The sequence below is a fragment of the Streptomyces sudanensis genome (assembly GCF_023614315.1).
GTDB lineage: Bacteria > Actinomycetota > Actinomycetes > Streptomycetales > Streptomycetaceae > Streptomyces > Streptomyces sudanensis.
This window is the reverse complement of record NZ_CP095474.1, coordinates 4091195-4114626: the sequence shown is the minus strand read 5'-3', so window position 1 is coordinate 4114626 and position 23432 is coordinate 4091195. Positions and strand designations below refer to the sequence as shown.

Here is a 23432-nt window from a genome sequence, read left to right as displayed (position 1 = left end):
GACATAAAATAAGGTTGTACCCNTNAGANTTGTGNGGGTGCGTCGGCGGTCGGCGCGGTGCGGNCCGGCGCGTCCGCCGCCGTTCCGGGCGCGCCGGACGCGCCGGGGTGCGGTCGGCCGGGCCGGTGCTCGGCGGCCGGGTCGGCGCCGAGGAGTTCCTGCGGGATGACCAGGACGGCCTGCACGCCGCCGTAGATGTTGGACTGGAGGCGTACGGCGATGTCGTGCCGGCGGGCCAGGGCGGAGACGACGTACAGGCCGATCCGGCCGTCCCGGAGCAGGTGCGCCACGTCGACCTGGTCGGGGGCGTGGAGCAGGGCGTTCATCCTCTCCTGCTCGGCGAACGGCATCCCCAGGCCCCGGTCCTCGACCTCGACGGCGAGCCCGGCGGTGACGTACCGGGCACGGAGCAGGACGGCGGTGTGCGGGGCGGAGAACAGCGTGGCGTTCTCGACGAGTTCGGCGAGGAGGTGGATGACGTCGGCGACGGCGTGGCCGCGCAGGGTGCCGTCGATGGGCGGGACCAGCTTGACGCGGGGGTACTGCTCGACCTCGGCGATGGAGGAGCGCAGGACCTCGGTCATGGTGACCGGGTTCGACCACTGGCGGCGCGAGACGGCGCCTCCGAGGACGGCGAGGTTCTCGGCGTGGCGGCGGACGCGGGTCGCCAGGTGGTCGACGTGGAAGAGGCCCTTGAGCAGTTCGGGGTCCTCGACCGCGTTCTCCAGCTCGTCGAGGAGCTGGATCTCGCGGTGCACGAGGGACTGGAGGCGCCGGGCGAGGTTGACGAAGACCTCGACCTTCTGCTCGTGCCCGGCGCTGCTGGAGAGGCGGGACGCCCGGACGGCGGTCGCCACGGCGGTGTCGTGGGCGCGGCCGAGCTCGTGGGCGAGCAGGTCGAAGTCGTCGGCTCCCGGGAGGGGCGGCGCGGACTGCCGGACCGGCGGGCGCTCGCCGCGCCGCAACTGCTCGACGACGCCGTGCAGTTCGTCCTGCCGGTGGGCGGTGGCGCGGCGCAGGGCGTCGCAGCGCTCCCGTACGGACCGGGCGGCGCGGTCGGCGCCGAGCACCGCCGCGGTCACGGCCGCCGCGGCGAGGGCGGCGGCGCACCCCAGGACCGCCCAGAGCGCGGCGGTCGGCCGGACCCCGGTGGAGTACAGGGTGAACAGGACCGCCCCGGCGCCGCCGAGCGCGGCCGCGACGGCCGGCGGCACGCAGGCGCGCAGGAGCCTGGGACGTATGCGGGCTTCCGGGAGGGGCGGGAGGGGGCGCGGCCCGTCGTGGTGCGACGGGGGGCGGGCGCCCGGCCGGCCGTGCCGACCGCCGCCTTCACGGCGGTCGGGCCGCGCGAGGGGTGCGCGAAGTGGAGACATCAGTGTCCTTGGTACGTGGGGCCCAGGGAATCGGTGCGTTCCGGCGCCAAACGGGTGAACGGGATCGAGGGGAGGGAGGCAGGACGCCCATCCGACGAACTCACCGTTGGCGGCCGGACACACAAGGTAGTCGCCAACCATTCACGCGGGGTGGGTTGTTGTCGAACTTGCCCGGGGAGCGTCCCGCTCTGGTATGAGGGGTCGCACGGGCGGCCGATATCACGACGGGAGGCGTCCTGAGCGCCCCGCCACCGGCGCTTCGGCGGTGGCGCTCCGGTGTCGGCGCCCCGTGGCCGGTGACGATCGCGGTCCGCGTCTCCGGGGGCATGGCCGGGACCCGTCCGGGGTACTGTCGCGCGCCGGAGGCGGAGAACGGGCGGGTGGGGCGATGAGGGTGCGGCTGGACGCGGCCGAGCGGCGCGAGGAACTGCTGCGGGCGACCGTCGCCCAGATCGAGGCGCGCGGCGCGGCGGCGGTGCGGGTGGCGGACGTGGCGGCGGCGCTCGGGGTGAGCGGGGCGCTGGTCCTGTACCACTTCTCCACGAAGGAGAAGCTGGTCGCGGCGGCGTTCGCCTACGCGATGGAGGGCGATCTGGCGGAGCTGGGCCGGATCCTGGACCGGCGGGCCCCGGCGGCGCGGCGGCTGCGGGCGGCCGTGCGCTGGTACCTGCCGAGCGGGCGGTCGCAGGGGTGCCGGCTGTGGATCGAGTGCTGGGCGGCGGCGCTGCGGGAGCGGCCGGTGCGGGAGGTCGCGGTGCGGCTCGACCGGCGGTGGAGGAGCGCGCTGGCGGAGGTGTTTGCACAGGGCGCGGCGGCGGGCGAGTTCCGGTGCCCGGACCCGCAGGGCGCGGCCGGGCGGCTGGCGACGCTCCTCAACGGGCTGGGCGTGCGGATGACGGTGTGTCCGGGGACGCTGAGCCGCGCGACGGTGCTGCGCTGGGCGGACGAGGCCCTGCAACGGGAACTGGGGGGCGCCGGGGAGGGCGGCGGGGCCTGAGCGCCCGGGACGCGGCCGGTGCGGGGAAGCGCCGACGCGGGCCGGGGGCCCGGCCCCCCGCGCCTCGGCCCGGCTACAGCGGCAGCAGGTCGGGGCGCTTGGCGGAGACCCGGTCGCCGGAGCTCTCGCCGCGCAGGCGGCGGCCGATCCAGGGGACGAGGTGGTCGCGGGCCCAGTGGACGTCGTCGCGCCGCTCCTCCAGCGCGCCGCGCGGCGGGAGCGGCGGCCACGGCTCGTCCGGGTCGGCCGGCACCTCCAGGCCGAGGACCTGGGCGGCGCGCAGCGCGACCCGCCGGTGCCCCTCGGGTGACAGGTGGAGCCGGTCCCGGTCCCAGGCGCGGCGGTCCTGGACGGTCCTGAGCGACCACAGGTCCAGGACCGGGCAGCCGTACCGGTCGGCGATGGCCCGGACGTGGCCGTTGTACGTGGCGATCTTGCCGCGCAGCCGGCGCAGGACCGGGACGCCGCGCGTGTCGAAGCCGGTGGTCACCACGACCGTGCCGACCGCGGAGGCGAGGTCCGCGACCGCGCGTTCGAAGCGCTCGGCCACGTCGTCGGGGTCGCTGCCGGGCCGGATGATGTCGTTGCCGCCGGCGCAGAACGTCACCAGGTCGGGGGTGAGCTCCTTGGCCCGGGGCACCTGCTCCCGCACGATCCGGTCGAGGAGCCTGCCGCGTACGGCGAGGTTGGCGTAGCGGAACTCCCGGCCCTCCGGGAGCCGGTCGGCGAGCAGGACCGCGAGGCGGTCGGCCCAGCCGACGAACCGCCCGTCCGGGCCCGGGTCCCCGACGCCCTCGGTGAAGCTGTCGCCGATCGCCGTGTACGACCCGATCACGTCGCTCTCCCCCTCGTCGAACCGTCTGCCACGGCGGCACATCATTCATCGCGCGCCGCGACCTACGCGACCGTAGGGAGGGGGTGACGGGGCGTGATCTCGGCCACGGCACCGCGGCCCGGCACCCGTGGGGGTGCCGGGCCGCGGCGCGGGACGAGCGGTGCGTCAGATGCTGACGCCGTGGCCCCGGAGGTAGGCCAGCGGGTCGACGTCCGAGCCGTAGGACGGGCTGGTCCGGATCTCGAAGTGCAGGTGCGGGCCCGTGGAGTTGCCGGTGGAGCCGGACAGGCCGATCTGCTGGCCGCCGCCGACGCTCTGCCCGGCGGAGACGGAGAGGGAGGACAGGTGGGCGTACTGCGAGTAGTTGCCGTCCGCGTGCTTGATGACGACCTCGTTGCCGTACGCGCCGCTCCAGCCGGCGGAGACGACGGTGCCCGGGCCGACGGCCTTGACGGTGCTGCCCGAGGAGGCGGCGAAGTCGACGCCGGTGTGGTAGCCGGAGGACCACATGCCGCCGGAGGCGCGGTAGGGGGTGGTGACGCCGGCGGACACGGGGGCGGTGAAGCCGGAGCCGTTCTGCGCGGGCGCCTCGGGCCGGGACGGGGCCTCGGGCGCGGCCGGCGCCTCGGGCTCCGTCTCGACCGGGGCCTGCGGCTCGGGCGTCGTCCGGACGGGGGTCCGGGTCTGGGCGGCGGACCGGGAGGCGCGCTCGGCGCGGGGCTCGTCGGCCTTCGCGGTGCTCTTGGCGCCGAGGGTGAGCTTCAGGCCCGGGTGGATGAGCGCCGGGTCGCTGCCGATGACCTCGCGGTTGTCGGCGTACAGCTTCTTCCAGCCGCCCCGGACGTTCTTGTCGTGGGCGATCTTGGCCAGGTAGTCGCCGGCGACGACGGTGTAGGTGCGCGGGCCGTGCTTGGCGGCCTCGGCGACGGACGCCTGCGCGGGAGCGGCGGCCGGCGCCGCCGCNNNGCGGCGGCGGGGCGGCGGCGTGCGCGCCGGTCGCGCCGAGGAGCGGGAGGGCGATGGCGGCGCCACCCGTTCCGGCGGCGACGAAACCGCGGGTGAGCGGGTTGGTCCTGGTGCGGCGGTGCTTGCCCTTGGCGGACATGGCGAATTCCTCTCCGGCGCCTGCGAGGTGAGCTGTCGGGTTCGGGCTGGAGATGCCCGGCCGCGCGGGTGGCGCGACTTCACCCCGAGCCGTCCGGGAATTCCCGTTCGGCGGACTACCTGGTTCCCCCGCTCCTGCCACACGTGGATGGGTGCGAATTCCGGGGCGGCGGCAGGATTCGGCGATCCGCCCGGCTGAAACGGGACCGTAAGCGAACGGGGACGACGGGAACAAGGGGCTGATTGCCCGCGCGCATTGGGTGCGGGGAATTCCCCGGGGAATTCCGGTCACCCTCCGTGGAGCGCGGACCGCGAATTCCCCTGTGGCACGGGGTCTTCGCCCGACGGCGGCGGACACGATCCGTCACCTTTATGACGCTCCTCACGCGACGTAACCCATCTCCCGTGTTTTCAGGCCATGTTGTGACCTAATCCGCCAATACGGACAGAAGCGGTAGAAATGCCCCTAAAGGGGGTCAGTCGCCCGGCGGGGCTGCCGCGCCGGACCCACCCCCACCCATCGATCACAGGGGTGGCGAACACGGACAAACCCGACCAGGGGCCGCGCGGTCCGCTCGCGCGTCCCACGGGATCCGGCCACCCGTACGCCGTCCGCCGTACGCCTCCTCCCGCGGACCGGACGGCGGACGTGCGCGTCGCGCCGGGGGTCCTCGTCCGGGAGGGCCGTGTCGTATCGTCGGACCGCCATCCCGTCGGCGGTCGTCGCCGGCACCGGACACGGAGGAGCTCCCGTGACGCAGCAGTCGCCGCCCTTCCCCCCGACCGCCGAGCCGGAGCTGCGGGGCGTCCGCAACTTCCGCGACGTGGGCGGGCTGCCGACCGTGGACGGGCGCCGGGTGCGGACCGGGAGGCTGTTCCGCAGCGGGCACCTCGCGCACGCCACCGAGGAGGACTCGGCGTTCCTGGCGTCCCTGGGCCTGCACACCGTCTTCGACTTCCGCAACGCCGCCGACCAGGCGCTGGAGGGCCCGGACGTGGAGCTGCCCGGCGTGCGGAACGTCAACATCCCGCTGACCGACCCGGCCGAGGGCGCCGAGTTCTGGACGATGGTCCGCACCGGCGGCCTGGACCGGCTGCGGGACCTCCTCGGCGACGGCGGGGCGGCGGCGCGGATGCGGGCCGCGTACCGCTCCATCGTCACCGGGCGCACCGCCGAGCACAGCCGGGTGCTGCACGCGCTCGCCGAGGACAGCGTGCCCGCGCTGATGCACTGCGCGGCCGGCAAGGACCGCGCGGGGCTGTCCGTGGCGGTGGTGCTGCTGGCGGTCGGCGTGGAGCGCGAGGCGATCGAGGCGGACTACCTGAAGTCGAACGACCCGCACCGCCGGTACCGGATCCGCCGCGACGACCCGTCGCCCGGCGAGGGCTCCGCGGAGGCGATGGAGCTGCTCGCCCCGCTGTTCGACGCGCGCGCCGAGTACCTGCGCACGGCGTACGCGGCGATCGAGGAGACCTGGGGCTCCACCGAGCGGTACCTCTCCGAGGGGCTCGGCCTGAGCGGCCGGACCCGCGAGCGGCTGCGGGAGCGCCTGCTCGACGGCTGAGCCCGTCGGGCGGGGCGGCGGGGACCGCCGGGCCGGGCTACTGGTTCTGGCCGCCGAGCATGAACAGCAGGTACAGGAAGGCCGCGAAGAGGTGGCCCGCGACCAGGTAGGCGAACAGCCGTATCACGAGGTTGCGGTTGATCCACCGCTCCTGGCTGCTGGGGACGGGGTTCGGGTTCTCCGGCTCGGGCATGGCGTACCTCTCGGTCGTCTCAGTGGCGCTGGGGGACGCCCTCGCCGAGGCACAGGTCGGCGGCGGGGCTCTGCATGAGGGTGTGGACGAACAGCAGCTCGGCCCCGCCCCGGGTGGCGGCGGCGATCCGGTGCGGGGTGAGCGAGTCGAAGTGGGCGCTGTCGCCCGGGTCGAGGACGTGGACGGCGTCGCCCAGCGCCAGCCGCACCCGCCCGGCCAGCACGTACATCCACTCCTCGCCCGGGTGGACCCGGACCGTGTCGCGCAGCCCGGTGTACGGGATCTCGACGCGCAGCGCCTGCATGGCCCTGCTCGCCGCGCCCGCCTGGTGGTACGTCCAGCCGCCGGCCTCGACCGGTTCGGCGCGGTCGGCGCGGACGACCGGGTCGGCGGCGTGGGCCGCCTCGCCGAGCAGCTCGGACACCGTCGTACCGTAGGTGCGGGCGAGGCCCAGCAGCATGGGCAGCGACGGCTGGCGGCGGCCGGTCTCCAGGCGCGACAGGTGGGCCGGGGAGAGCCCGGCGCGCCGGGCGGCCGCCTCCAGGGTCAGGCCCCTGCGGCGGCGCAGGGCGCGGAGCTGGGGCGCGACGTCCGGCAGGCCGTCGGCCGGCTCCCCTTCGGCGGTCGTCATGCCTCCATTGCGCCAGGGATTTTCCCCAGAGGCAATTTTCTTGCCTCCGGGGCAAGGATCACCGGTTCAGGACGGCCTGCTTGACCAGGGTGCGGCCGAAGTCCCAGACCAGTCCCCCGCCGCTGTGCGCCTCGTCCATGACGGCGGTGAACGCGGTGACGAACCGGTCGACGTCCTCCTCGCCGATGATCAGCGGCGGGAGCAGCTTGATCACTTCGAGGCGGTCGCCGGAGACCTGGGTGAGGATCCGGTGCCGCTGGAGCAGCGGGACGACGACCATCTGGGCGAAGAGCCCCTTGCGGGCCGTCTGGAGCATCGTCCAGCGGCCGCGCAGGGTCAGCGACGAGGGCCGGCCGAACTCGATGCCGATCATCAGGCCGCGCCCGCGCACCTCGCGGAGCATCTCGTAGCGGCCGACGAGCTCCGTGAGCCGGGACTTCAGCAGGGCGCCGGTGCGCCGGGCGTTGCCGACGACGTCCTCGTCCTCCAGCACCGCGAGGACGGCCAGGCCGGCGGCCATGGCCTGCGCGTTGGCGCCGAAGCTCGCCGAGTGGACGACGACGCGGTCCATCGACGAGTAGACCTTCCGGAAGATCCAGTCCCTGCCGAGGGTGGCGCTGACCGGGACGTACCCGCCGGACAGGGCCTTGGCGACGCACACCAGGTCGGGCTCGACGCCCTCCTCGTGCTGGTGGGCGTAGAAGTCGCCGGTGCGGCCGAGGCCGGTCTGCACCTCGTCGGCGATGAGCAGGGCGCCCCGCTCGTGCAGCATCTCCTGGGCCGCGCGCAGGAAGCCGGGCGGGGCCGCGTGGACGCCCTTGCCCTGGATGGGCTCCACGATCAGCGCGGCCACGTCGCCGCGCCCCAGCTCCCGCTCCAGGGCGTCGAGGTCGCCCAGTCCGATCGCGGTGTCGGGCAGCAGCGGGGCGAAGCCGTCGCGGAAGCAGTCCTCGCCGTTGACGGAGAGCGCCCCGGTGGTGAGCCCGTGGAAGGCGTGGGCGCAGTACAGGACGCGCGGCCGGCCGGTGGCGCGGCGGGCGAACTTCAGGGCGGTCTCCACCGCCTCCGCGCCGCTGTTGCCGAAGTGGACCCGGTCCAGGTGGGGCGAGTGGGCCAGCAGCCGCTCGGCGAGGAGGCCGGGCAGCGGCGCGCAGTCGAACCGGGTGAGGTCGGGCAGGTCCAGGTCCAGGACGTCGTGCAGGGCGCGGCGCACCACGGGGTGGTGGCGGCCCAGGCCCATGACGCCGAAGCCGGCCAGCATGTCGAGGTGGTCGTTGCCCTCGGCGTCCCAGAAGTGGGCGCCCTCGGCCCGCTCGTACACCTTGTCGAAGCCGATGGTGTGCAGCATCCGCGGCAACTGGTGGTTGAGGTGCCGGGCGTGCAGCTCGTAGCGCTCGTGGGCGCGGTCCGCGAGCAGTGCGCGGAGGTCGAAACCGGTGCTCACGGGTGGCTCCTCAGGAGCGCCGGCCGGGGAGGGCCTCCCGGGCGGCGCGCAGGGACTCGCGCAGGGAGCCCACGGTGGCGAGGACGGCGGTCGGCTCGTACCCGCAGTGCGCCATGCAGTTGGCGCAGCGCGGGTCCCTGCCGCGGCCGTAGCCGTCCCAGTCGGTCTCCTCGACGAGCTCGCGGTAGGTCGGGACGTGCCCGTCGCTCATCAGGTAGCAGGGGCGCTGCCAGCCGAACACGCTGTAGTTGGGGATGGCCCAGGCGGTGCAGGGGAAGTCGGTCCTGCCCTCCAGGAAGTCGAGGAACAGCGGCGAGTGGTTGAGGCGCCAGCGGCGCCGGTTGCCGCCGGCGAAGGCCTTCCTGAACAGGTCGCGGGTCTGCTCGACGCCGAGGAAGTGCTCCTGGTCGGGTGCCTTCTCGTAGGCGTACGCGGGCGAGATCATCATCTGGTCGACGCGGAGGTCGTCGTTGAGGAAGTCGAGGACCTCGACGACGGTCTGCGGGGTGTCGGTGTTGAAGAAGGTGGAGTTGGTGGTGACGCGGAACCCGCGGCGCTTCGCCTCCCTGATCGCGGCGACGGCCTCGTCGAAGACGCCCTCCTTGGCGACGGACTCGTCGTGGCGTTCCCGCAGCCCGTCGATGTGGACGGCGAAGGCGAAGTAGCGCGACGGGGCGAAGTCGTCCATCTTGCGGCGGAGCAGCAGCGCGTTGGTGCAGAGGAAGACGTACTTGCGGCGGGCGACGAGTTGGCGCACGATCTCGCCGATCCCCGGGTGCATCAGCGGTTCGCCGCCGGCGATGGAGACCATGGGCGCCCCGGACTCCAGGACCGCCCCGACCGCCTGGGCGACGGGCATGCGCTGCTTCAGGACCCCGGCGGGGTGCTGGATCTTCCCGCAGCCCTCGCACTTCAGGTTGCAGGCGTAGAGCGGTTCGAGTTCGACGATGAGGGGGAACTTCTCGCGTCTGCGGAGCCTCTGTCCGAGCAGATAGGTCCCGATCCGGACGGTCTGGCGGAGCGGCATGGACATCTGGCTCACCTCCTGGGGGGCGGCAGGGAACGGTGCCATTCGCGGAGCGCGGGAAGGACCGCGCGAAGGACACGGAAGGCTGCCATTCCACCGCGTACCGTCCCGATCCGGACCAGTTCGTGCCCCGGGGCGTCCACGACCACCCGGACGGCGGCAACCGGCCGGGGTCCGGCGGCCAGCGCGGCGTGCAGGACGGCGGCGGACTCCATGTCCACCGCCAGCGCCCCCGCGGCGCGCAGGGCCGTGCGCTCCCGGCCGCGCACCACGTGGTCGGAGCCGGTCAGCGGCCCCGTGTGGACCGCCGCCCCCGGCAGCGCCCGCGCCAGGGCGGCGGCNAGCGCCCCGGGGTCCGTGCAGCGGGCGGCGCCGTGCGGGCCGCGCGTCTCGTCGGCGACGACCAGGTCGCCGGGGCGCATCCCGGGGGCCAGCCCGGCGCAGAAGCCCGAGGCGACGACGGCGGCGGCGCGCAGCGGGCCGCCCCGCAGGGCGCCGGCCACGGCGCGGCGGGCGCGCCCGGGACCCATGCCGGTGCGCAGCAGGACCGCTCCGCCGCCCGCCGCCCGGCCGCCGCGCAGGGCGAGGTGCTCGATGCCGAGGGCGCAGGCGACCAGCAGCGGCGNGGGCGGGCGGTGCCGCCGGGGAGCGGGTGGAGGGGCCGCCCGGCGCCGGTCCGCGGGCCATTCAGCGCCCCCTGGCGACGGCCGGCTCCCCGTGGACGTACCGGCCGAGCGCGGTGAGCGGGAAGACCTGCCGGTACAGGTGGTAGTTGATGGAGAAGTCCCAGGGGAACCCGGTGCCGGTGAAGTACGGCTCGTCCCAGGAGCCGTCCTCCCGCTGCGTACGGGCCAGCCAGGCCACGCCGCGCGCCGCGGCGGCGGAGTCCCGCTCCCCCGCCGCGAGCAGCGCCAGCAGCGCCCAGGCGGTCTGGGAGGCCGTGGAGGCGCCGCGGCCGATCCACTCCTCGTCGCGGTACGAGCGCAGGTCCTCGCCCCAGCCCCCGTCGTCGTTCTGCACCGACTCCAGCCAGGCGACGGCCCGCCGGATCGCCGGGTGCGCGGCGGGCAGCCCGGCGGCGGTGAGCGCGGGCACGACGGAGCCCGTGCCGTAGAGGTGGTTGACGCCCCAGCGGCCGAACCAGGAGCCCCGCGGGTCCTGTTCGGCGAGGAGCCAGGCGACGCCCCGGCGGGTGCGCGGGTCGCGGGCGCGGCCCTCGTGGGCGAGCATCTCCACCACGTGGGCGGTGACGTCGGCGGAGGGCGGGTCGATGACCTCGCCGAAGTCGCAGAACGGCAGCCGGTTGGGGAGGCGGCTGGTGTTGTCGGCGTCGAACGCGCCCCAGGCGCCGTCGCGGCACTGCATGCCGAGGGTCCAGCGGGCGCCGCGTTCCACCGCCGCGTCGACCCGGGCGGGGTCGGGGTGGCGCACCCGCCGCAGGGCGAGGATGACCTCGGCGGTGTCGTCGATGTCGGGGTACGTGTCGTTGTGGAACTCGAACGCCCAGCCGCCCGGCGGCAGGCCGGGCCGACGCACCGCCCAGTCGCCGGGCCGCACCACCTGCTCGGCGAGGAGCCAGTCGGCGGCCCTGACGAGGGCGGGGTGGTCGGGCGGGAGCCCGGCGTCGGCGAGGGCGATGGTGGCGAGGCAGGTGTCCCAGACGGGCGACTGGCACGCCTCCACCATGCGGGCGCCGTCCTCGCGCCGGACCGCGAACCGGTCCAGGGAGTCGAGCCCGGCACGCATCACGGGGTGCCCCAGGTCGTAGCCGAGGAGGTGGAGGGCGATCAGCGAGTACACGGCGGGCGGCTGGATGCCGCCCCAGCAGCCGTCGTTCTCCTGCCGCTCGACGATCCAGCGGGCGGCGGCGTTCATCGCGGCCCGGCGCAGGGCGCGCGGCGCGACCCGGCGGTAGCGGCGCAGGGCCCCGTCGAGCCGCTGGAACAGCCCGTCCCAGGTGTGCGCCGGGGCGAGGGGGCGCGGCGGGTCGGGGCGGCGCGGGTCGGAGTGCAGCTCGTCCAGCGCGAAGGGCGCGGGGCGGACGGGCCGCTTGGCGGAGACGACGGTGAGCGGCACGATCGTCTGCCGGGCCCATTGCCCGAAGTCGTAGACGTTCAGCGGGAACCAGGGCGGCAGGTAGATCATCTCGGGCGGGAGCTCCGGCAGGCGCTCCCACCTCCACCAGCCGAACAGCGCCAGCCAGATCCGGGTGAAGACGCGGCTCGCCGCGATGCCGCCGCGGGCGCGGACCCAGGCGGCGGCGTGGGCCATGTGCGGGGCGTCGGGCGGGTCCCCGGCGAGGCGCAGGGCGACGTACGCCTCGATGGTGGCCGAGAGGTCGCCGGGCCCGCCGTGGAAGGTGGCCCAGGTGCCGTCGGCGCGCTGCTCGCCCCGGATGAATAGGGCGGCGGCCTCGGTGGTGGCGTCGTCGCGGATGCCGAGGAACTCGCGCAGCAGCAGGTCCTCGGCGTCCATGGTGACGTTGGTCTGCAGGTCGCCCTTCCACCAGCCCTCGGCGTCCTGCCGGCCGAGGAGGTGGTCGACGGAGCGGCGCATCGCGGTCTCGGCGGCGGTGCGCGGGTCCGCCCCGGCGGCGGGCGCGGCGGCCGTGCGGTGGATCCCGGCGGTCGGGGCGGTCGGGGCGGTCGCGGGGCCCGCGCTCCCGTCGGTCGTCGCTGTCATGGCTTCCCCTTCGTGCAGTGGACGTGCTGCCATGGGTCTGCCGCCGGCCGGCGCCGCACGCTCACGCGCGCGGCGCCGGCCGCCGACCGCGACGTCATATGTGCCGGATCGGACCTCCCGGCCCGGGGGCGGGGACGGCCCCGGGGGCGCCTGGGACCGCGGTCATCGCTTCCGTACGACGACGAAGTCGGCGAGGGCGGTGAGCTGGGCCCGGACCCGGTCGGGCATGTCGACGCGGTCCAGCGCCCCGACGGCGACGGCGTGCTGCCGGCGGGCCTCCTCGGCGGTCCACTCGCGGCCGCCCGCCTCCTCGATGAGGGCGGCGCGGGCGGCGAACTCCTCCTCGGAGAACGCGTCGAGGTCCTGGGTCTTGGCGTCGGCGGTGAGCAGCTCCCCGAGCCGCTCGGAGGCCGGCCCGCCGGCGGCGAGCGCCGCGACGACGGGCAGGGACTTCTTGCGCTGGCGCAGGTCGCTCCAGGTCCGCTTGCCGGTCGACTCCGGGTCGCCCCAGATGCCGAGCAGGTCGTCGACGGCCTGGAAGGCCAGCCCGAGGTGGTGGCCGTACGCCTCCAGGGCGTCGGCGGTGCGGTCGTCGGCGCCGCCGAGGACCGCGCCGATGGAGGCGGAGCAGGCCAGCAGCGCGCCGGTCTTGTTGCCCTCCATCTCCAGGCACTCCTCGACGGTGACCCGCTCGCGGTGCTCGTAGGAGATGTCCTGCGCCTGGCCGTCGATCAGCTTGCGGGTGGCGGCGGTCAGCCGCCGGGTGGCGCGGCCCGCCTCGACGGTGCCGAGTTCCAGCAGCACCTCGCCGGCGAGGGCGAACAGCGCGTCGCCGACGAGGATCGCCTGGGCGGGGCCGTGGACCTTCCACACCGTGTCGCGGTGGCGGCGCTGCTCGTCCCCGTCCATCAGGTCGTCGTGCAGCAGCGAGAAGTTGTGGACGAGCTCCACGGCCACGGCCCCCGGGACGCCGGTCTCCGGCGGGGCGCCGGCCGCCTCGGCGGACAGCAGCGCGAGGGCGGGACGGACGGCCTTGCCGCCGTCCCCGTCGGCGGGCCGCCCCAGCGCGTCGATCCAGCCGAAGTGGTAGGCCGCGACGGTGTCCATGGGCTTCGCGAGCCGGCCGACGGCCGCGCGCAGCACAGGGGTGGACAGGGTTCGTCCGCGGTCCAGCAGCGCGGCGACCTCCGCTGCGTCGACGGCGGGGTTCCCCGGGGGCACTGTCGGCACGGTCTCTCCTCTTTCTCCTGTACTCGGTCTCATGCCGCCTCCTCGAACGGGTGCACGTGGGGACGGCCGAGACCCGAGAGGGCGGCGGACGCCGCGGTGAGACCGCTGCGTACCGCTCCTTCCATGGTCGCGGGCCAGCCGGTGGCGGTCCACGAGCCCGCAAGATACAGGCCGGGCACACGAGTTCGGGCGCCGGGGCGGAACCGGCCGACCCCGGGCGCGGGGGCGAAGGTCGCCGTCCGCTCGCGGGTCACGAAGAAGTCCTCCACGCGGGCGTACCGGGCGGGCGGCAGCAGCCGCTCCAGTTCCGGCAGGTAGCGGGCGCGCAGTTCGGCCACGGGGGTGTCGATCTCGTCTTCGGCGGCCGACTGGGAGACGGCGAGGTACTGGCCGCCGCCGCGGAGGCCGGAGGGCTCCGTCCGGTCGAACACCCACTGGACGGGCGACCCGATCGCGGCGAGGAACGGGCGCCGCAGCACCGGGCGGTCGTACACCACGTGGACGTTGAGGATCGGCGCGTGGCCGATCCTCAGCAGGTCGCCGGGGTCGTCGAGGGCGCCGGGCGGGAGCAGGCCGTGGGCCTCGCGCTGCGGTACGGCGAGGACGACGGCGTCCGCCTCCAGGCGGCCGCCGGGCACGTCGACGGTCCAGCCGCCGCCGTCGGCGGGGGTGACGGCGGCGGCCCTGGCGCGGACGGCGATCCGCACGCCGCGCGATTCGAGGGCCTCGCGGGCGAGCGTGTCGTGGAGGTGGCCGAGGGGGACCCGGGCCCAGCCGATGTCGGCGGCGCCCGGCTCGGAGAGCAGGCCGGTCCTGAAGACCGTCGCGGCCAGGGCGAGGGAGGAGCGTTCGGCGGTGGCGTTGAGGGTGGCGACGCCGACGAGGTCCCACAGGGCCTCCACGGCGCGGCGGGACTGGCCGTGGCGGGCGAGCCAGCCGGCGAAGTCGACGGCGTCGAGCGCGGGGTCGGCGGGGTCGAGGGACCTCAGGGCGAGGGCGGCGCGGCCCGCGGCCAGCCGCTCGGCGGGCGACAGGTGGGGGTAGGCGGCGAGGCTCGCCGCCAGGTGCAGCGGCACGGGCAGGGCGGCGCGGCGCAGCCGGCCCAGGCGGGGGCCGCGCGGGCCGCCGGCGTCCAGGACGGGCACGTCGAGCCGGTCCTGCACGGGCGCGAGGTGCGCGCCGCCGACCCGGTCGAGGAACCAGCGGTAGGCGGTGCAGCAGCGCAGGTACACGTGCTGGCCGTTGTCGACGGTGAGGTCGCCGCGGCGGAAGGAGAACGCCAGGCCGCCAAGGCGGGGGCGGCCCTCCAGCAGGGTGACCCGCAGCCCCGCGTCGGCGAGGCGCAGGGCGGCGGAGACCCCGGCGAGGCCGCCTCCCACGACGACGGTGTGACGGCCGTTCATCCGCGCCTCCCGGGGCCGGCCCGGCGCGCCGTGCGGGGGTTCACGGGCGGGTCCCCTCGGCGCGGCGGGCGGCCGCGCGGGCGTCGAGCCCGGACAGGCCGCGCACCGCGACGTACGCCTTCTCCCGGCCCGGCAGCGAGACCCGGCCGCGCAGCACGGCCCCGGGGTCGCGCTCGATGCGGTCGAGGAGGCGGCGGTAGATCCCGGCCATGGCGGCGACGCAGGCGCCGCTGCGCCGGTCCAGCATGGGCAGCAGCCGGTACCCCTCCGCGAACAGGGCACGGGCGCGCCGCACCTCGTGGTGGACGAGGCCGGTGAAGTCGGCGCCCGGGGGCGGCGCCGCGGTGTGGAAGCCGCCGGAGCAGCCGAACTCGGCGAGGTCCTCGGCGGGGAGGTAGCTGCGGCCGTTGGCGGCGTCCTCGCGCAGGTCCCGCAGGATGTTGGTGAGTTGGAGGGCCAGGCCCAGGGTGTCCGCGTACTGCGGGGCGCGTGCGGCGTCGCGGGCGCCCGGGGCCGTGCCGAACACGCCCAGGGAGAGGCGCCCGATGGCTCCGGCGACGCAGCGGCAGTAGACCTTCAGGTCGTCCCAGGTCTCGTAGGTCCGGCCGCGCACGTCCATCAGGACGCCGTCGATCAGTTCGTCGAGCCCCTCCAGGGGGAGGGGGAAGCGGCGGGCCGCGTCGGCGAGGGCGACGGCCACCGGGTCGGTGTCGTCCTCGGCGACGGCGCCCCGCCGGACCCGGTCGAGGACGCCGCGGGCGGCTTCGAGGCGGTGCCGCTTGGCCCCGGGGTCGAGGGAGCCGTCGCCGATGTCGTCGACCCGCCGGGAGAAGGCGTACAGCGCCGACATGGCCCGCCGCTTGCCGGCCGGCAGCAGGCGGATGCCGTACGCGAAGTTCCGGGCCTGCCGCGCGGTGACGTCCTCGCAGTAGCCGTACGCGGCCTGGACGGGCGGGGGCGCCTGCGTCGTCGTGTCCACGGTCCCGCTCACCCCTCCCCGCGCGCTGCTCGCCAGACCGCTCCCGCGCGGCGGAGCAGGCGGTGCCGGGAGGCCCTGGGCGGTCCGGGGAGGACGTCGTACCGGGCGGCCCTGATCGCGTCGAGGGCGGCGTGGCCCCCGGCGACGAAGCCGGCGAGGAGGAGCCGGAGCCTGCCGCGGACGCTGCCGACGAGCGGGGCGCCCTCCTCCAGCAGGGCGCGGGCGCGTTCCGCCTCGTAGGCGACGAGGGACCGCACCGAGGCGCCGGCCGTGGGGGCGGCCAGGTCGGCCTCGGTGACGCGGAAGCGGGCCATGTCCTCGGCGGGCAGGTAGATCCGGTCGCGGCGGAGGTCCTCGGCGACGTCCTGGAGGTGCTCGGTGATCTGCAGGGCGGTGCAGATCGCGTCGGAGCGGCGGACCCGCTCGGGGGTGGAGGTGCCGCTGATCTCCAGGACGAGCCGGCCGACGGGGTTGGCGGACAGCTCGCAGTAGGCGGCGAGGTCGCCGTACGTCGGGTAGCGGCGGACGTGCTGGTCCCGGCGGTTGGCCTCGATCAGCGCGAGGAACGGCCCCGGGCCGAGCGCGTGGCGGCGGACGGTGGGCCGCAGCGAGGCGAGCAGCGGGTGGGAGGGGGCGCCGGCCGTGTCGTCGAAGACGCGCGACAGGTCGGCCTCCAGGGCGTCGAGCAGCGCCCCGGGGCCGTCGCCGGGGCGGGCGCCCAGGAGGCGGGCGTCGGCGCCGCCGGGGGCGAGGTCGCCGTCGCCCGCGTCGTCGACGAGGCGGGCGAAGCCGTAGACGGCCATGAGGTCCGCGCGCCAGGCGCGCGGCAGGAAGAACGGGGCCACGGGGAAGTTCTCGTCCGCGGCCTTGTCGAGGGTGGTGCGTGCGGGGGCGCCGGGGCCCGCCTGGCGGACGCCCGTCACCGGCGGCGGCCCGGTACGGGGACGGCGGGCCCCTCGGCCGGCCGGGGATTCTCCGTCATTGCCGTCACGTCTCCCGTTCTACACCGCGGACCGCATGCATCTCGTTTCGGACACGCCGCCGACCCGCGGAGCCGTCACCGCACATGGCCTGAAACGAACCGGTACAGCTTACGTCGTCCGACACGGATGATCCGTTCGGCCCGTGGCGCGCGCACGTCGCGGGCCCGGTCCGGACGGTCCGGCCGGGCCCCGGCGGTGCGACCTGCCGCTCCGCGGGCGGGCCGGCTAGCGGCCGGTCTCCTTCTCGTATGCCCGGAGGACCTCGTCAGTCGGCCCGTCCATCAGGAGTTCGCCTTTTTCCAGCCATAGGACGCGGTCGCAGGTGTCGCGGATCGACTTGTTGCTGTGGCTGACGAGGAAGACCGTGCCGGCCTCCTTGCGCAGTTCGCGGATGCGCTCCTCGGAGCGGATCTGGAACTTGCGGTCGCCGGTGGCCAGCGCCTCGTCGATCATGAGGACGTCGTGGTTCTTGGCGGCGGCGATGGCGAAGCGGAGCCGGGCGCCCATGCCGGAGGAGTAGGTCCGCATGGGCAGGGTGATGAAGTCGCCCTTCTCGTTGATGCCGGAGAAGTCGACGATGTCCTGGTAGCGCTCCTTGATCTCCTCGCGGGACATGCCCATGGCGAGGCCGCCGAGGATGACGTTGCGCTCGCCGGTCAGGTCGCCCATGAGCGCGGCGTTGACGCCCAGGAGGGAGGGCTGGCCGTCGGTGTAGACCCTGCCCCTCTCGGTGGGCAGCAGGCCGGCGATGGCGCGCAGCAGAGTGGACTTGCCGGAGCCGTTGGTGCCGATCAGGCCGATGGCCTCGCCCCGGTACGCGACGAAGGAGACCCCGCGCACGGCGTGGACCCTGCGCACGCCGCGGCCCTCCCCCTTGTCGCGGCGCAGGATGCGGTTGAGCGCCGCCGTGGCACTGCCCCTGCCGGCGGTGCCGCCGCCGTTGACGCGGTACACGACGTGCACGTCGTCGGCGATGACGGTGGGGATGCGCGCCCCGCCGGAGCGGGCGCCTTCGATGTCGTCAGCCACGGCCGTACTGCTCCTCAGCCTTCCAGAAGAACACGAACCCGGCGACGCCGACGACGACCGCCCACAGCACGGCGGCGGCCCAGACGTGGTCGGGCAGGTTGTCGGAGGTGTAGCCCTCGATCAGTGCGAAGCGGACGAGGTCCATGTAGACCGCCGCGGGGTTGTACATCAGGACGTCGGCGATCCACGCCGGCTTGTCCTTCAGCATGATCGGGATGGAGAACATCACGCCCGACGCGTACATCCACGTCCGCATGACGAACGGCATCAGCTGGGCGAGGTCGGGGGTCTTGCTGCCGAGCCGCGCCATGGCCAGCGCGAGGCCGGTGTTGAACATGAACTGCAGCGCCAGCGCGGGCACGATCAGCAGCCAGGCGAGCGACGGGTAGCTGCCGAACAGCGCCGCGATGACGAACAGCACGAGCATCGAGTACAGCAGCTGCTGCAGCTGCTGGAGCGCCAGCGAGATGGGGAGCGAGGCGCGCGGGAAGTGCAGCGCCCGCACCAGCCCCAGGTTGCCGGAGATCGACTTCACCCCGGACATGACGGAGGTCTGCGTGAACATGAACACGAAGACGCCCGTCACCAGGAACGGGACGTAGACCTTCTCGTCCATGCCCCGGCCGGCTTCGAGGATCAGGCCGAAGATCGCGAAGTACACCGCGGCGTTCAGCAGCGGGGTGGCCACCTGCCACAGCTGGCCGAGCCTGGCCTGGCTGTACTGGGCGGTGAGCTTGGCCCGGGAGAACGTCAGGATGAAGTGGCGCCGTCCCCACAGCTGCCGGACGTACTCCGCCAGGCCCGGCCGGGCGCCGCTCACCGACAGGCCGTACTTGGCGGCCAGCTCCGCCGGCGTCAGGTCGTCGTCGGGCGAGCGCGGGACACTCACGGCGACCGCTCGGTCGTGGGTTGTCTCACTCACAGGTCGAAACTTTCGTGTTCACGGTGCGGGGGNGGGAGGGGTGCGGCGGGCGGTGCCTGCGGAGGGCGGCCCTCCGGGGTGCACCGGTCCGCAGGTTCCGAGCTTCTCAGATGACGGGCGGGCGGCCCAGGCGGGTGAGGCGCCACACCGTGCGCCACCTCATGGGCCGCCGGGGCCCGCAGGGCGTCGTCCACCCCTCCCTGAAGCCCCCGAACCACGCCTTCAGCGCGGGTCCCGAGGGGCGCCTGAGGAGGGTGAGCAGCAGCCAGACCCCGACGTACACGGGGACCAGCGGCGCGGGCAGGTTGCGGCGCGCCAGCCACACCCGGTTCCGCGCGACCATCCGGTGGTACACGGCGTGCCGGGACGGGGCGGTCGTGGGGTGGTGGAGCACCATGTCCGACCGGTAGTCGATCATCCAGCCGGCGTCCAGGGCGCGCCAGGCCAGGTCGGTCTCCTCGTGCGCGTAGAAGAACTCGCCGGGCAGCGGGCCGACCTGCGCGATCACCTTCGTCCGGACGGCGCTGGCGCCGCCGAGGAACGTCGTGACGCGGGAGGACCGCATCGGGTCGGAGGCGCGCAGCCGGGGCACGTGCCGCCGCTGGGTGACGCCGGTGTCCGGGTCGGCGATGCGGAAGCTGAGGATGCCCAGCCGCGGGTCGGCGGCGAACGCCCGCCGGACCAGCTCCGCGGTGTTCCGCTCGGGCAGCAGCCCGTCGTCGTCGAGGAAGAGCAGCACGTCGACGTCGGAGCCGTTCGGCCCGAACGCCTCGATGCCGACGTTGCGTCCGCCGGGGATGCCCAGGTTCTCGGGCAGGTCGACGGTGCGGACCCAGCCGGGGACGCCGCGGACGGGGGCGCCGTTGCCGACGACGACGACCTCGACCGGCTCGCCCTCCTGGCGGGCGACGGACTCGATGAGGGCGTTCAGGTCCTCGGGGCGGTCGCCCATGGTGATGATGACGGCACCGAGCTTCACGCGGTCACCTCAGCCTGCTCGACGCGAGGATCGACACCAGGTGCAGCAGCGTCTGCAGCAGCGCGATCCCGGCGAGGACGGCGACGCCCAGGCGGCTGAGGAACAGGTCGCCGCGGACCGTGTCGGCGACCGCCAGGACCAGGATCAGCAGGCTGGCCTCGATGCCGAGGACGAGCCGGTGGAACTTGATCGCGGCGGCGGCCCGGCGGGCCAGCGCGAGGCCGGACGAGCGCGGCTCGGACGCCGCCTCCTTCACCGGCGGCAGCCCGCCCTGGTGGCGGGCGACGGCGACCAGGTCGGTCTCGGCCTTGATCAGTACGGCGCCGAGCGCGGCGAGCGTGCCGAGGAAGGCCCACAGCCAGTCGATCCGGCCGCTCCCCCACAGGTCGGCGGCGCGCAGGCCGAAGCCGACCAGCACCGCCGCGTCGCACAGGTACGCGCCGACGCGGTCCAGGTAGACGCCGCCGAGGGAGAACTGCTTCTTCCAGCGGGCGACCTCGCCGTCGACGCAGTCGAGCAGCAGGTAGAGCTGGACCATGAGCACGCCGAGCAGCGCGCCGGGGATGCCGGGCACCAGGAGCGCGGGGGCGGCCAGCGCGCCGGCGACGGTCATCACGTACGTCAGCTGGTTCGGTGTGACCTTCGTCGCGACCAGGTGGCGGGTCACCCGCAGCGAGACCTCGCGCATGTAGAGGCGGCCGCCCCAGTGCTCGCCGCTGCGCCGGTCCTTCACGCCCGGCGGGTGGACGACGGGGCGGAGCTCAGCTACCGATGGTTTTTGCATAGTCGGCGTACGCGTCCCTGATCTGGTCGGTGGACAGGTCGAGGTGTTCGAGGATCGTGAAGCGCCCCGGGCGGGTCCGCGGCGCGTACGCCACGATCGCGGCGAACTCGTCCGGGGTGAACCCGATCTCCTCGGGCAGCACCGGCAGGCCGTGCCGGCGCAGGACCTCGGCGAAGAGGCCGGCGTCGTCGCGGGCGCCCCGCAGGTGCATCGCGAAGGCGGCGCCCAGCCCGCACTGCTCGCCGTGGGAGGCGCGGCGGGTCGGGTGCAGCAGGTCGAAGGCGTGGCTGATCTCGTGGCAGGCGCCCGACGCGGGCCGGCTGTCGCCGCTGACCGACATGGCGACGCCGGTCAGGACCAGCGCCTCGGCCAGCACGACGAGGAACTCGTCGTCGCCGACGCCGCCGGGGTGGCGGAGCACGGACTCGCCGGCGGTGCGGGCCATGGCGGCGGCGAGGCCGTCGACGCTCTCGCCGGTGACCCGGTGGGAGAGCTGCCAGTCGGCGAGGGCGGAGAGGTTGGAGATCGCCTCGCCGATGCCGGAGCGGACGTACCGCGCCGGGGCGTCCCGGATCACGTCGAGGTCGACGACCATGGCGATCGGCGAGGGGACGCCGTAGGAGCCGCGGCCGTTGTCGTTGTCGAGGGTGGCGATCGGCGAGCAGATGCCGTCGTGGGAGAGGTTCGTCGCGACGGCGACCATGGGCAGGCCGACCCGGGCCGCGGCGTACTTCGTCACGTCGATGATCTTGCCGCCGCCGACGCCGACGACCGCGTCGTACCGCTTGCCGCGGATGGCGTCGGCGAGGCGGACGGCGGAGTCGATGGTGCCGTCCTCGACCGTGTGCCAGCGGGCGTCGGGCAGCAGCGGCTCCAGCTTCCCGCGCAGGGCGCGGCCGGAGCCATCGCTGACGGCCATCGCGAGCTTGCCGGAGGCGGAGATCCGCTGGTCGGCGAGGATGCCGGCCAGGTCGTCCAGCGCGCCTCGGCTGATGTCGACGACGACCGGCGAGGGGATGAGCCGGGTCAGTACAGGCACGCGATCTCACGGCCCTTCGCGAGGTCGTCGTGGTTGTCGATCTCCACCCAGCGGACGTCTCCGATGGGGGCCACGTCGATCCGGAAGCCGCGGTGGACGAGCTCCTGGTAGCCGTCCTCGTAGTACAGGTCGGGGTCGCGCTCGAAGGTGGCCTTCAGGGCGTCGGCGAGGTCACCCGCGGCCTCGGGCTCGATCAGGGTGACGCCGATGTACTCGCCGGTGGCGTCGGCCGGGTCCATGAGCTTGGTGATGCGGCGGACGCCCGCGCCGTCCTCGGCGACGACCTTCATCTCCTCGTCGGCGAGGGGCTTCACCGTGTCGAGGGCGAGGACGATCCGCCGGTCGCCGCCGCGCGCCGCGAGGAGGGTGTGCTCGACGGAGACGGGGTGGACGGTGTCGCCGTTGGCGAGGATCACGCCCTCGTGGAGCACGTCGCGGGCGCACCACAGGGAGTAGGCGTTGTTCCACTCCTCGGCCTTGTCGTTGTCGACGAGGGTGAGCTTCAGCCCGTACGTCGCCTCCAGGGCGGCCCGGCGCTCGTACACGGCCTCCTTGCGGTAGCCGACGACGATCGCGGCCTCGGTGAGGCCGACCTCGGCGAAGTTGGCGAGGGTGAGGTCCAGGACGGTCCTGTCGCCGTCGACCGGCACGAGGGCCTTCGGGAGGGCGTCGGTGTAGGGGCGCAGACGCCGTCCGGCACCGGCTGCCAGTACGAGGCCGATCATGCGGGTTCTCCTTCGTCGTGTACGGCGGGTGCTCCGGCGGACACCCAGAAGCGGATGGACTCCGCGAGCCCCACCAGCGCCACGGCACCGGCGAGGACGGCGAGCGCCAGGGTGAAGCCGTCGCCCCCGCCCGTCGCCAGGAGGGCGGCGAGGACGGCCACCAGCAGGGTGCGCCCCTCGTGGCCGCCGAGCGCCCGCACCAGGTGGGCGGGCGGCGCGCCGGCGTTGCCGCGGATGCGGTACACCGTGTCGTAGTGATGGTAGGCGACGGCCGCGACCAGCCCGAACGCCGCCGGGAGCGCCCCGGGTGCGTCGGCGCGGGCGGCGAGGACGAGGACGGCCGCGTACTCGGCGGCGCGCAGCACGGGCGGGACCAGCCAGTCCAGGGCGCCCTTCAGCGGGCGGGCGACGGCGGCGCCCGAGGTCACGGCGTACAGGACGGCCGCCAGGACGACCAGGGGGCCGCCGAGCGGGGCGGCGCAGGCGGCGGCCAGCAGGACCGCCGCGCCGGCGAGGGCGTACGGGGTGCGGCCGCCGAGCGGGCGGGCCGCGCGGCGCAGGGCCTTCGCGGCGGTCTCTGCGAGGGGCCCGCTGTCCGCGAGGTCCGCGAGGGCCCGGGCGGCGCGGTCGGTGCGGCCCGCCCGGCGGGTGAGGGAGCGCAGGACGCGGCCGGCGGTGGTGTAGCAGGCGGCGAAGGCGCAGCCGACCAGCAGGGCGAGGAAGACGGTGCGGGGGGTGGTGGCGGCGGTGAGCACGGCGATCAGGGCCCAGCGCTCGCCGATGGGCAGGACGATCATGCGCCGCGCCCAGACCGTCCAGCCGACGCCGTCGAGCCGGTCGGAGAGGGCGGCGGTGGGGCTGGTGTTGCCGGTGGCGTCGTGGTTGGCCTCGTTGAAGGAGAAGTCGACGACGTGCCGGCAGGTCTGGAGGACCATCGCGCCCAGCGCGAGGGCCCACACGTCGTCGCCGCCGCGGGCGGCGCCGAGGGCGAGGCCCGCGTAGTAGGCGTACTCCTTGGCCCGGTCGAAGGTGGCGTCGAGCCAGGCGCCGAGCGTCGAGTACTGCAGGGAGTAGCGGGCGAGCTGCCCGTCGGCGCAGTCCAGGACGAAGGAGACCAGCAGCAGCAGTCCGGCGGCGACGAAGCCGCCGCGGGTGCCGGTCGCCGCGCAGCCCGCCGCGATCAGCGCGGTGACCAGCGAGGCGGTGGTGACCTGGTTGGGGGTGAGGCCGCGGCGGGCGCACCAGCGGGCGAGGTGGCGCGAGTAGGGGCTGACGAAGAAGGTGGTGAAGAAGCCGTCGCGGGACTTCACCGCGGAGCGGAGGCGCACGGCCTCCTCGTCGACGGCCGCGACGGCGTCGCGGGTCTCCTTGCGGGCCTGCGGGCCGGCGGGGACGGCGGCGACCAGCGAACCGAGCTCGGGCCGGTGGACGGCGACGCCGTCGGCCTCCAGCGCGGCGGCGAGCGCGTCCGGCAGCGTCGCGGGCGCGTCGGCGGAGGCCGNNNGCGT

20 protein-coding genes, 3 pseudogenes and 1 riboswitch are annotated in these 23432 nt (G+C 75.0%); of the genes and pseudogenes, 2 read left to right on the top strand and 21 right to left on the bottom strand.

The features are described 5' to 3' along the window. Window positions 1–64: 64 nt before the first annotated feature. Window positions 65–1373: sensor histidine kinase (locus MW084_RS18955; protein WP_420833748.1), on the bottom strand; the 1309-nt coding region annotated here is incomplete at its 3' end. A 388-nt stretch (window positions 1374–1761) separates the two neighbouring features. Between MW084_RS18955 and MW084_RS18950 the strand changes: the two genes are divergently transcribed. Beyond that, the gene (locus MW084_RS18950) at window positions 1762–2370 is read left to right on the top strand and encodes a TetR/AcrR family transcriptional regulator (protein ID WP_010475716.1); all 609 of its coding nucleotides are present in this window, start codon (window positions 1762–1764) and stop codon (window positions 2368–2370) included. 73 nt (window positions 2371–2443) lie between these two features. Here the strand turns inward: MW084_RS18950 and MW084_RS18945 are convergent, their stop codons facing one another. After that, the gene (locus tag MW084_RS18945) at window positions 2444–3247 is read right to left on the bottom strand and encodes an SGNH/GDSL hydrolase family protein (protein WP_039830084.1); all 804 of its coding nucleotides are present in this window, start codon (window positions 3245–3247) and stop codon (window positions 2444–2446) included. Window positions 3248–3370: 123 nt separating this feature from the next. Further along, window positions 3371–4168: pseudogene (locus tag MW084_RS18940) on the bottom strand (M23 family metallopeptidase); the annotation flags it as partial. A 146-nt stretch (window positions 4169–4314) separates the two neighbouring features. Beyond that, a riboswitch (cyclic di-AMP (ydaO/yuaA leader) is annotated at window positions 4315–4474 on the bottom strand. A gap of 587 nt (window positions 4475–5061) precedes the next feature. Here MW084_RS18940 and MW084_RS18930 point away from each other — a divergent pair. Beyond that, entirely contained in the window at window positions 5062–5874 is an 813-nt protein-coding gene (locus MW084_RS18930; protein ID WP_010475710.1) for a tyrosine-protein phosphatase, read from the top strand. Between the two features lie 37 nt (window positions 5875–5911). Here MW084_RS18930 and MW084_RS18925 read toward each other — a convergent pair whose 3' ends face one another. The 18 genes and pseudogenes from MW084_RS18925 to MW084_RS18840 all read right to left on the bottom strand — a co-directional run. Next, complete coding sequence (locus MW084_RS18925; protein ID WP_010475708.1) at window positions 5912–6067, bottom strand: DUF6126 family protein; 156 nt, start codon at window positions 6065–6067, stop codon at window positions 5912–5914. A gap of 19 nt (window positions 6068–6086) precedes the next feature. After that, window positions 6087–6698 (bottom strand): XRE family transcriptional regulator, encoded by a 612-nt coding sequence (locus tag MW084_RS18920; RefSeq protein ID WP_010475706.1) that lies wholly within the window; start codon window positions 6696–6698, stop codon window positions 6087–6089. Window positions 6699–6756: 58 nt separating this feature from the next. After that, window positions 6757–8142 (bottom strand): aspartate aminotransferase family protein, encoded by a 1386-nt coding sequence (locus MW084_RS18915; protein WP_010475704.1) that lies wholly within the window; start codon window positions 8140–8142, stop codon window positions 6757–6759. A gap of 10 nt (window positions 8143–8152) precedes the next feature. Then, entirely contained in the window at window positions 8153–9175 is a 1023-nt protein-coding gene (hpnH, locus tag MW084_RS18910; protein ID WP_275563700.1) for an adenosyl-hopene transferase HpnH, read from the bottom strand. 5 nt (window positions 9176–9180) lie between these two features. After that, window positions 9181–9510, bottom strand: a pseudogene (locus MW084_RS18905) (phosphorylase family protein); the annotation flags it as partial. Window position 9511: 1 nt separating this feature from the next. Then, window positions 9512–9794 (bottom strand): annotated as a pseudogene (locus MW084_RS18900) (phosphorylase family protein); the annotation flags it as partial. A gap of 62 nt (window positions 9795–9856) precedes the next feature. Continuing rightward, window positions 9857–11851: a squalene--hopene cyclase gene (gene shc, locus MW084_RS18895; protein ID WP_010475429.1), complete on the bottom strand. Its 1995-nt coding sequence runs from the start codon at window positions 11849–11851 to the stop codon at window positions 9857–9859. A 162-nt stretch (window positions 11852–12013) separates the two neighbouring features. Next, on the bottom strand, window positions 12014–13072 hold the full coding sequence (locus MW084_RS18890; RefSeq protein WP_010475430.1) for a polyprenyl synthetase family protein: 1059 nt from the start codon (window positions 13070–13072) through the stop codon (window positions 12014–12016). Between the two features lie 38 nt (window positions 13073–13110). Then, window positions 13111–14484 (bottom strand): hydroxysqualene dehydroxylase HpnE, encoded by a 1374-nt coding sequence (gene hpnE, locus MW084_RS18885; RefSeq protein ID WP_010475431.1) that lies wholly within the window; start codon window positions 14482–14484, stop codon window positions 13111–13113. 40 nt (window positions 14485–14524) lie between these two features. Beyond that, complete coding sequence (gene hpnD, locus MW084_RS18880) at window positions 14525–15475, bottom strand: presqualene diphosphate synthase HpnD (protein WP_010475432.1); 951 nt, start codon at window positions 15473–15475, stop codon at window positions 14525–14527. Continuing rightward, the gene (gene hpnC, locus MW084_RS18875) at window positions 15472–16386 is read right to left on the bottom strand and encodes a squalene synthase HpnC (protein WP_010475433.1); all 915 of its coding nucleotides are present in this window, start codon (window positions 16384–16386) and stop codon (window positions 15472–15474) included. Before hpnC ends, hpnD begins: the two co-directional genes overlap by 4 nt. A 285-nt stretch (window positions 16387–16671) precedes the next feature. Continuing rightward, window positions 16672–17475, bottom strand: coding sequence for an ABC transporter ATP-binding protein (locus tag MW084_RS18870; protein ID WP_010475434.1), 804 nt, complete (start codon window positions 17473–17475; stop codon window positions 16672–16674). Continuing rightward, entirely contained in the window at window positions 17468–18397 is a 930-nt protein-coding gene (locus MW084_RS18865) for an ABC transporter permease (protein WP_010475435.1), read from the bottom strand. Before MW084_RS18865 ends, MW084_RS18870 begins: the two co-directional genes overlap by 8 nt. A gap of 106 nt (window positions 18398–18503) precedes the next feature. Continuing rightward, window positions 18504–19376, bottom strand: a complete 873-nt coding sequence (locus MW084_RS18860) for a glycosyltransferase family 2 protein (protein ID WP_010475436.1) — start codon at window positions 19374–19376, stop codon at window positions 18504–18506. A 4-nt stretch (window positions 19377–19380) separates the two neighbouring features. Next, window positions 19381–20160 (bottom strand): CDP-alcohol phosphatidyltransferase family protein, encoded by a 780-nt coding sequence (locus tag MW084_RS18855; RefSeq protein WP_255113908.1) that lies wholly within the window; start codon window positions 20158–20160, stop codon window positions 19381–19383. Next, window positions 20138–21199 carry an iron-containing alcohol dehydrogenase family protein gene (locus MW084_RS18850; protein WP_010475071.1) on the bottom strand — a complete coding sequence of 354 codons (1062 nt, stop codon included), beginning with the start codon at window positions 21197–21199 and terminating at the stop codon, window positions 20138–20140. The genes MW084_RS18855 and MW084_RS18850 overlap by 23 nt, the downstream gene beginning before the upstream one ends. Beyond that, window positions 21187–21924 (bottom strand): phosphocholine cytidylyltransferase family protein, encoded by a 738-nt coding sequence (locus MW084_RS18845; protein ID WP_010475073.1) that lies wholly within the window; start codon window positions 21922–21924, stop codon window positions 21187–21189. Before MW084_RS18845 ends, MW084_RS18850 begins: the two co-directional genes overlap by 13 nt. After that, window positions 21921–23425: DUF5941 domain-containing protein (locus tag MW084_RS18840; RefSeq protein WP_275563699.1), on the bottom strand; the 1505-nt coding region annotated here is incomplete at its 5' end. The genes MW084_RS18845 and MW084_RS18840, both read right to left, overlap by 4 nt. Window positions 23426–23432: the final 7 nt, after the last annotated feature.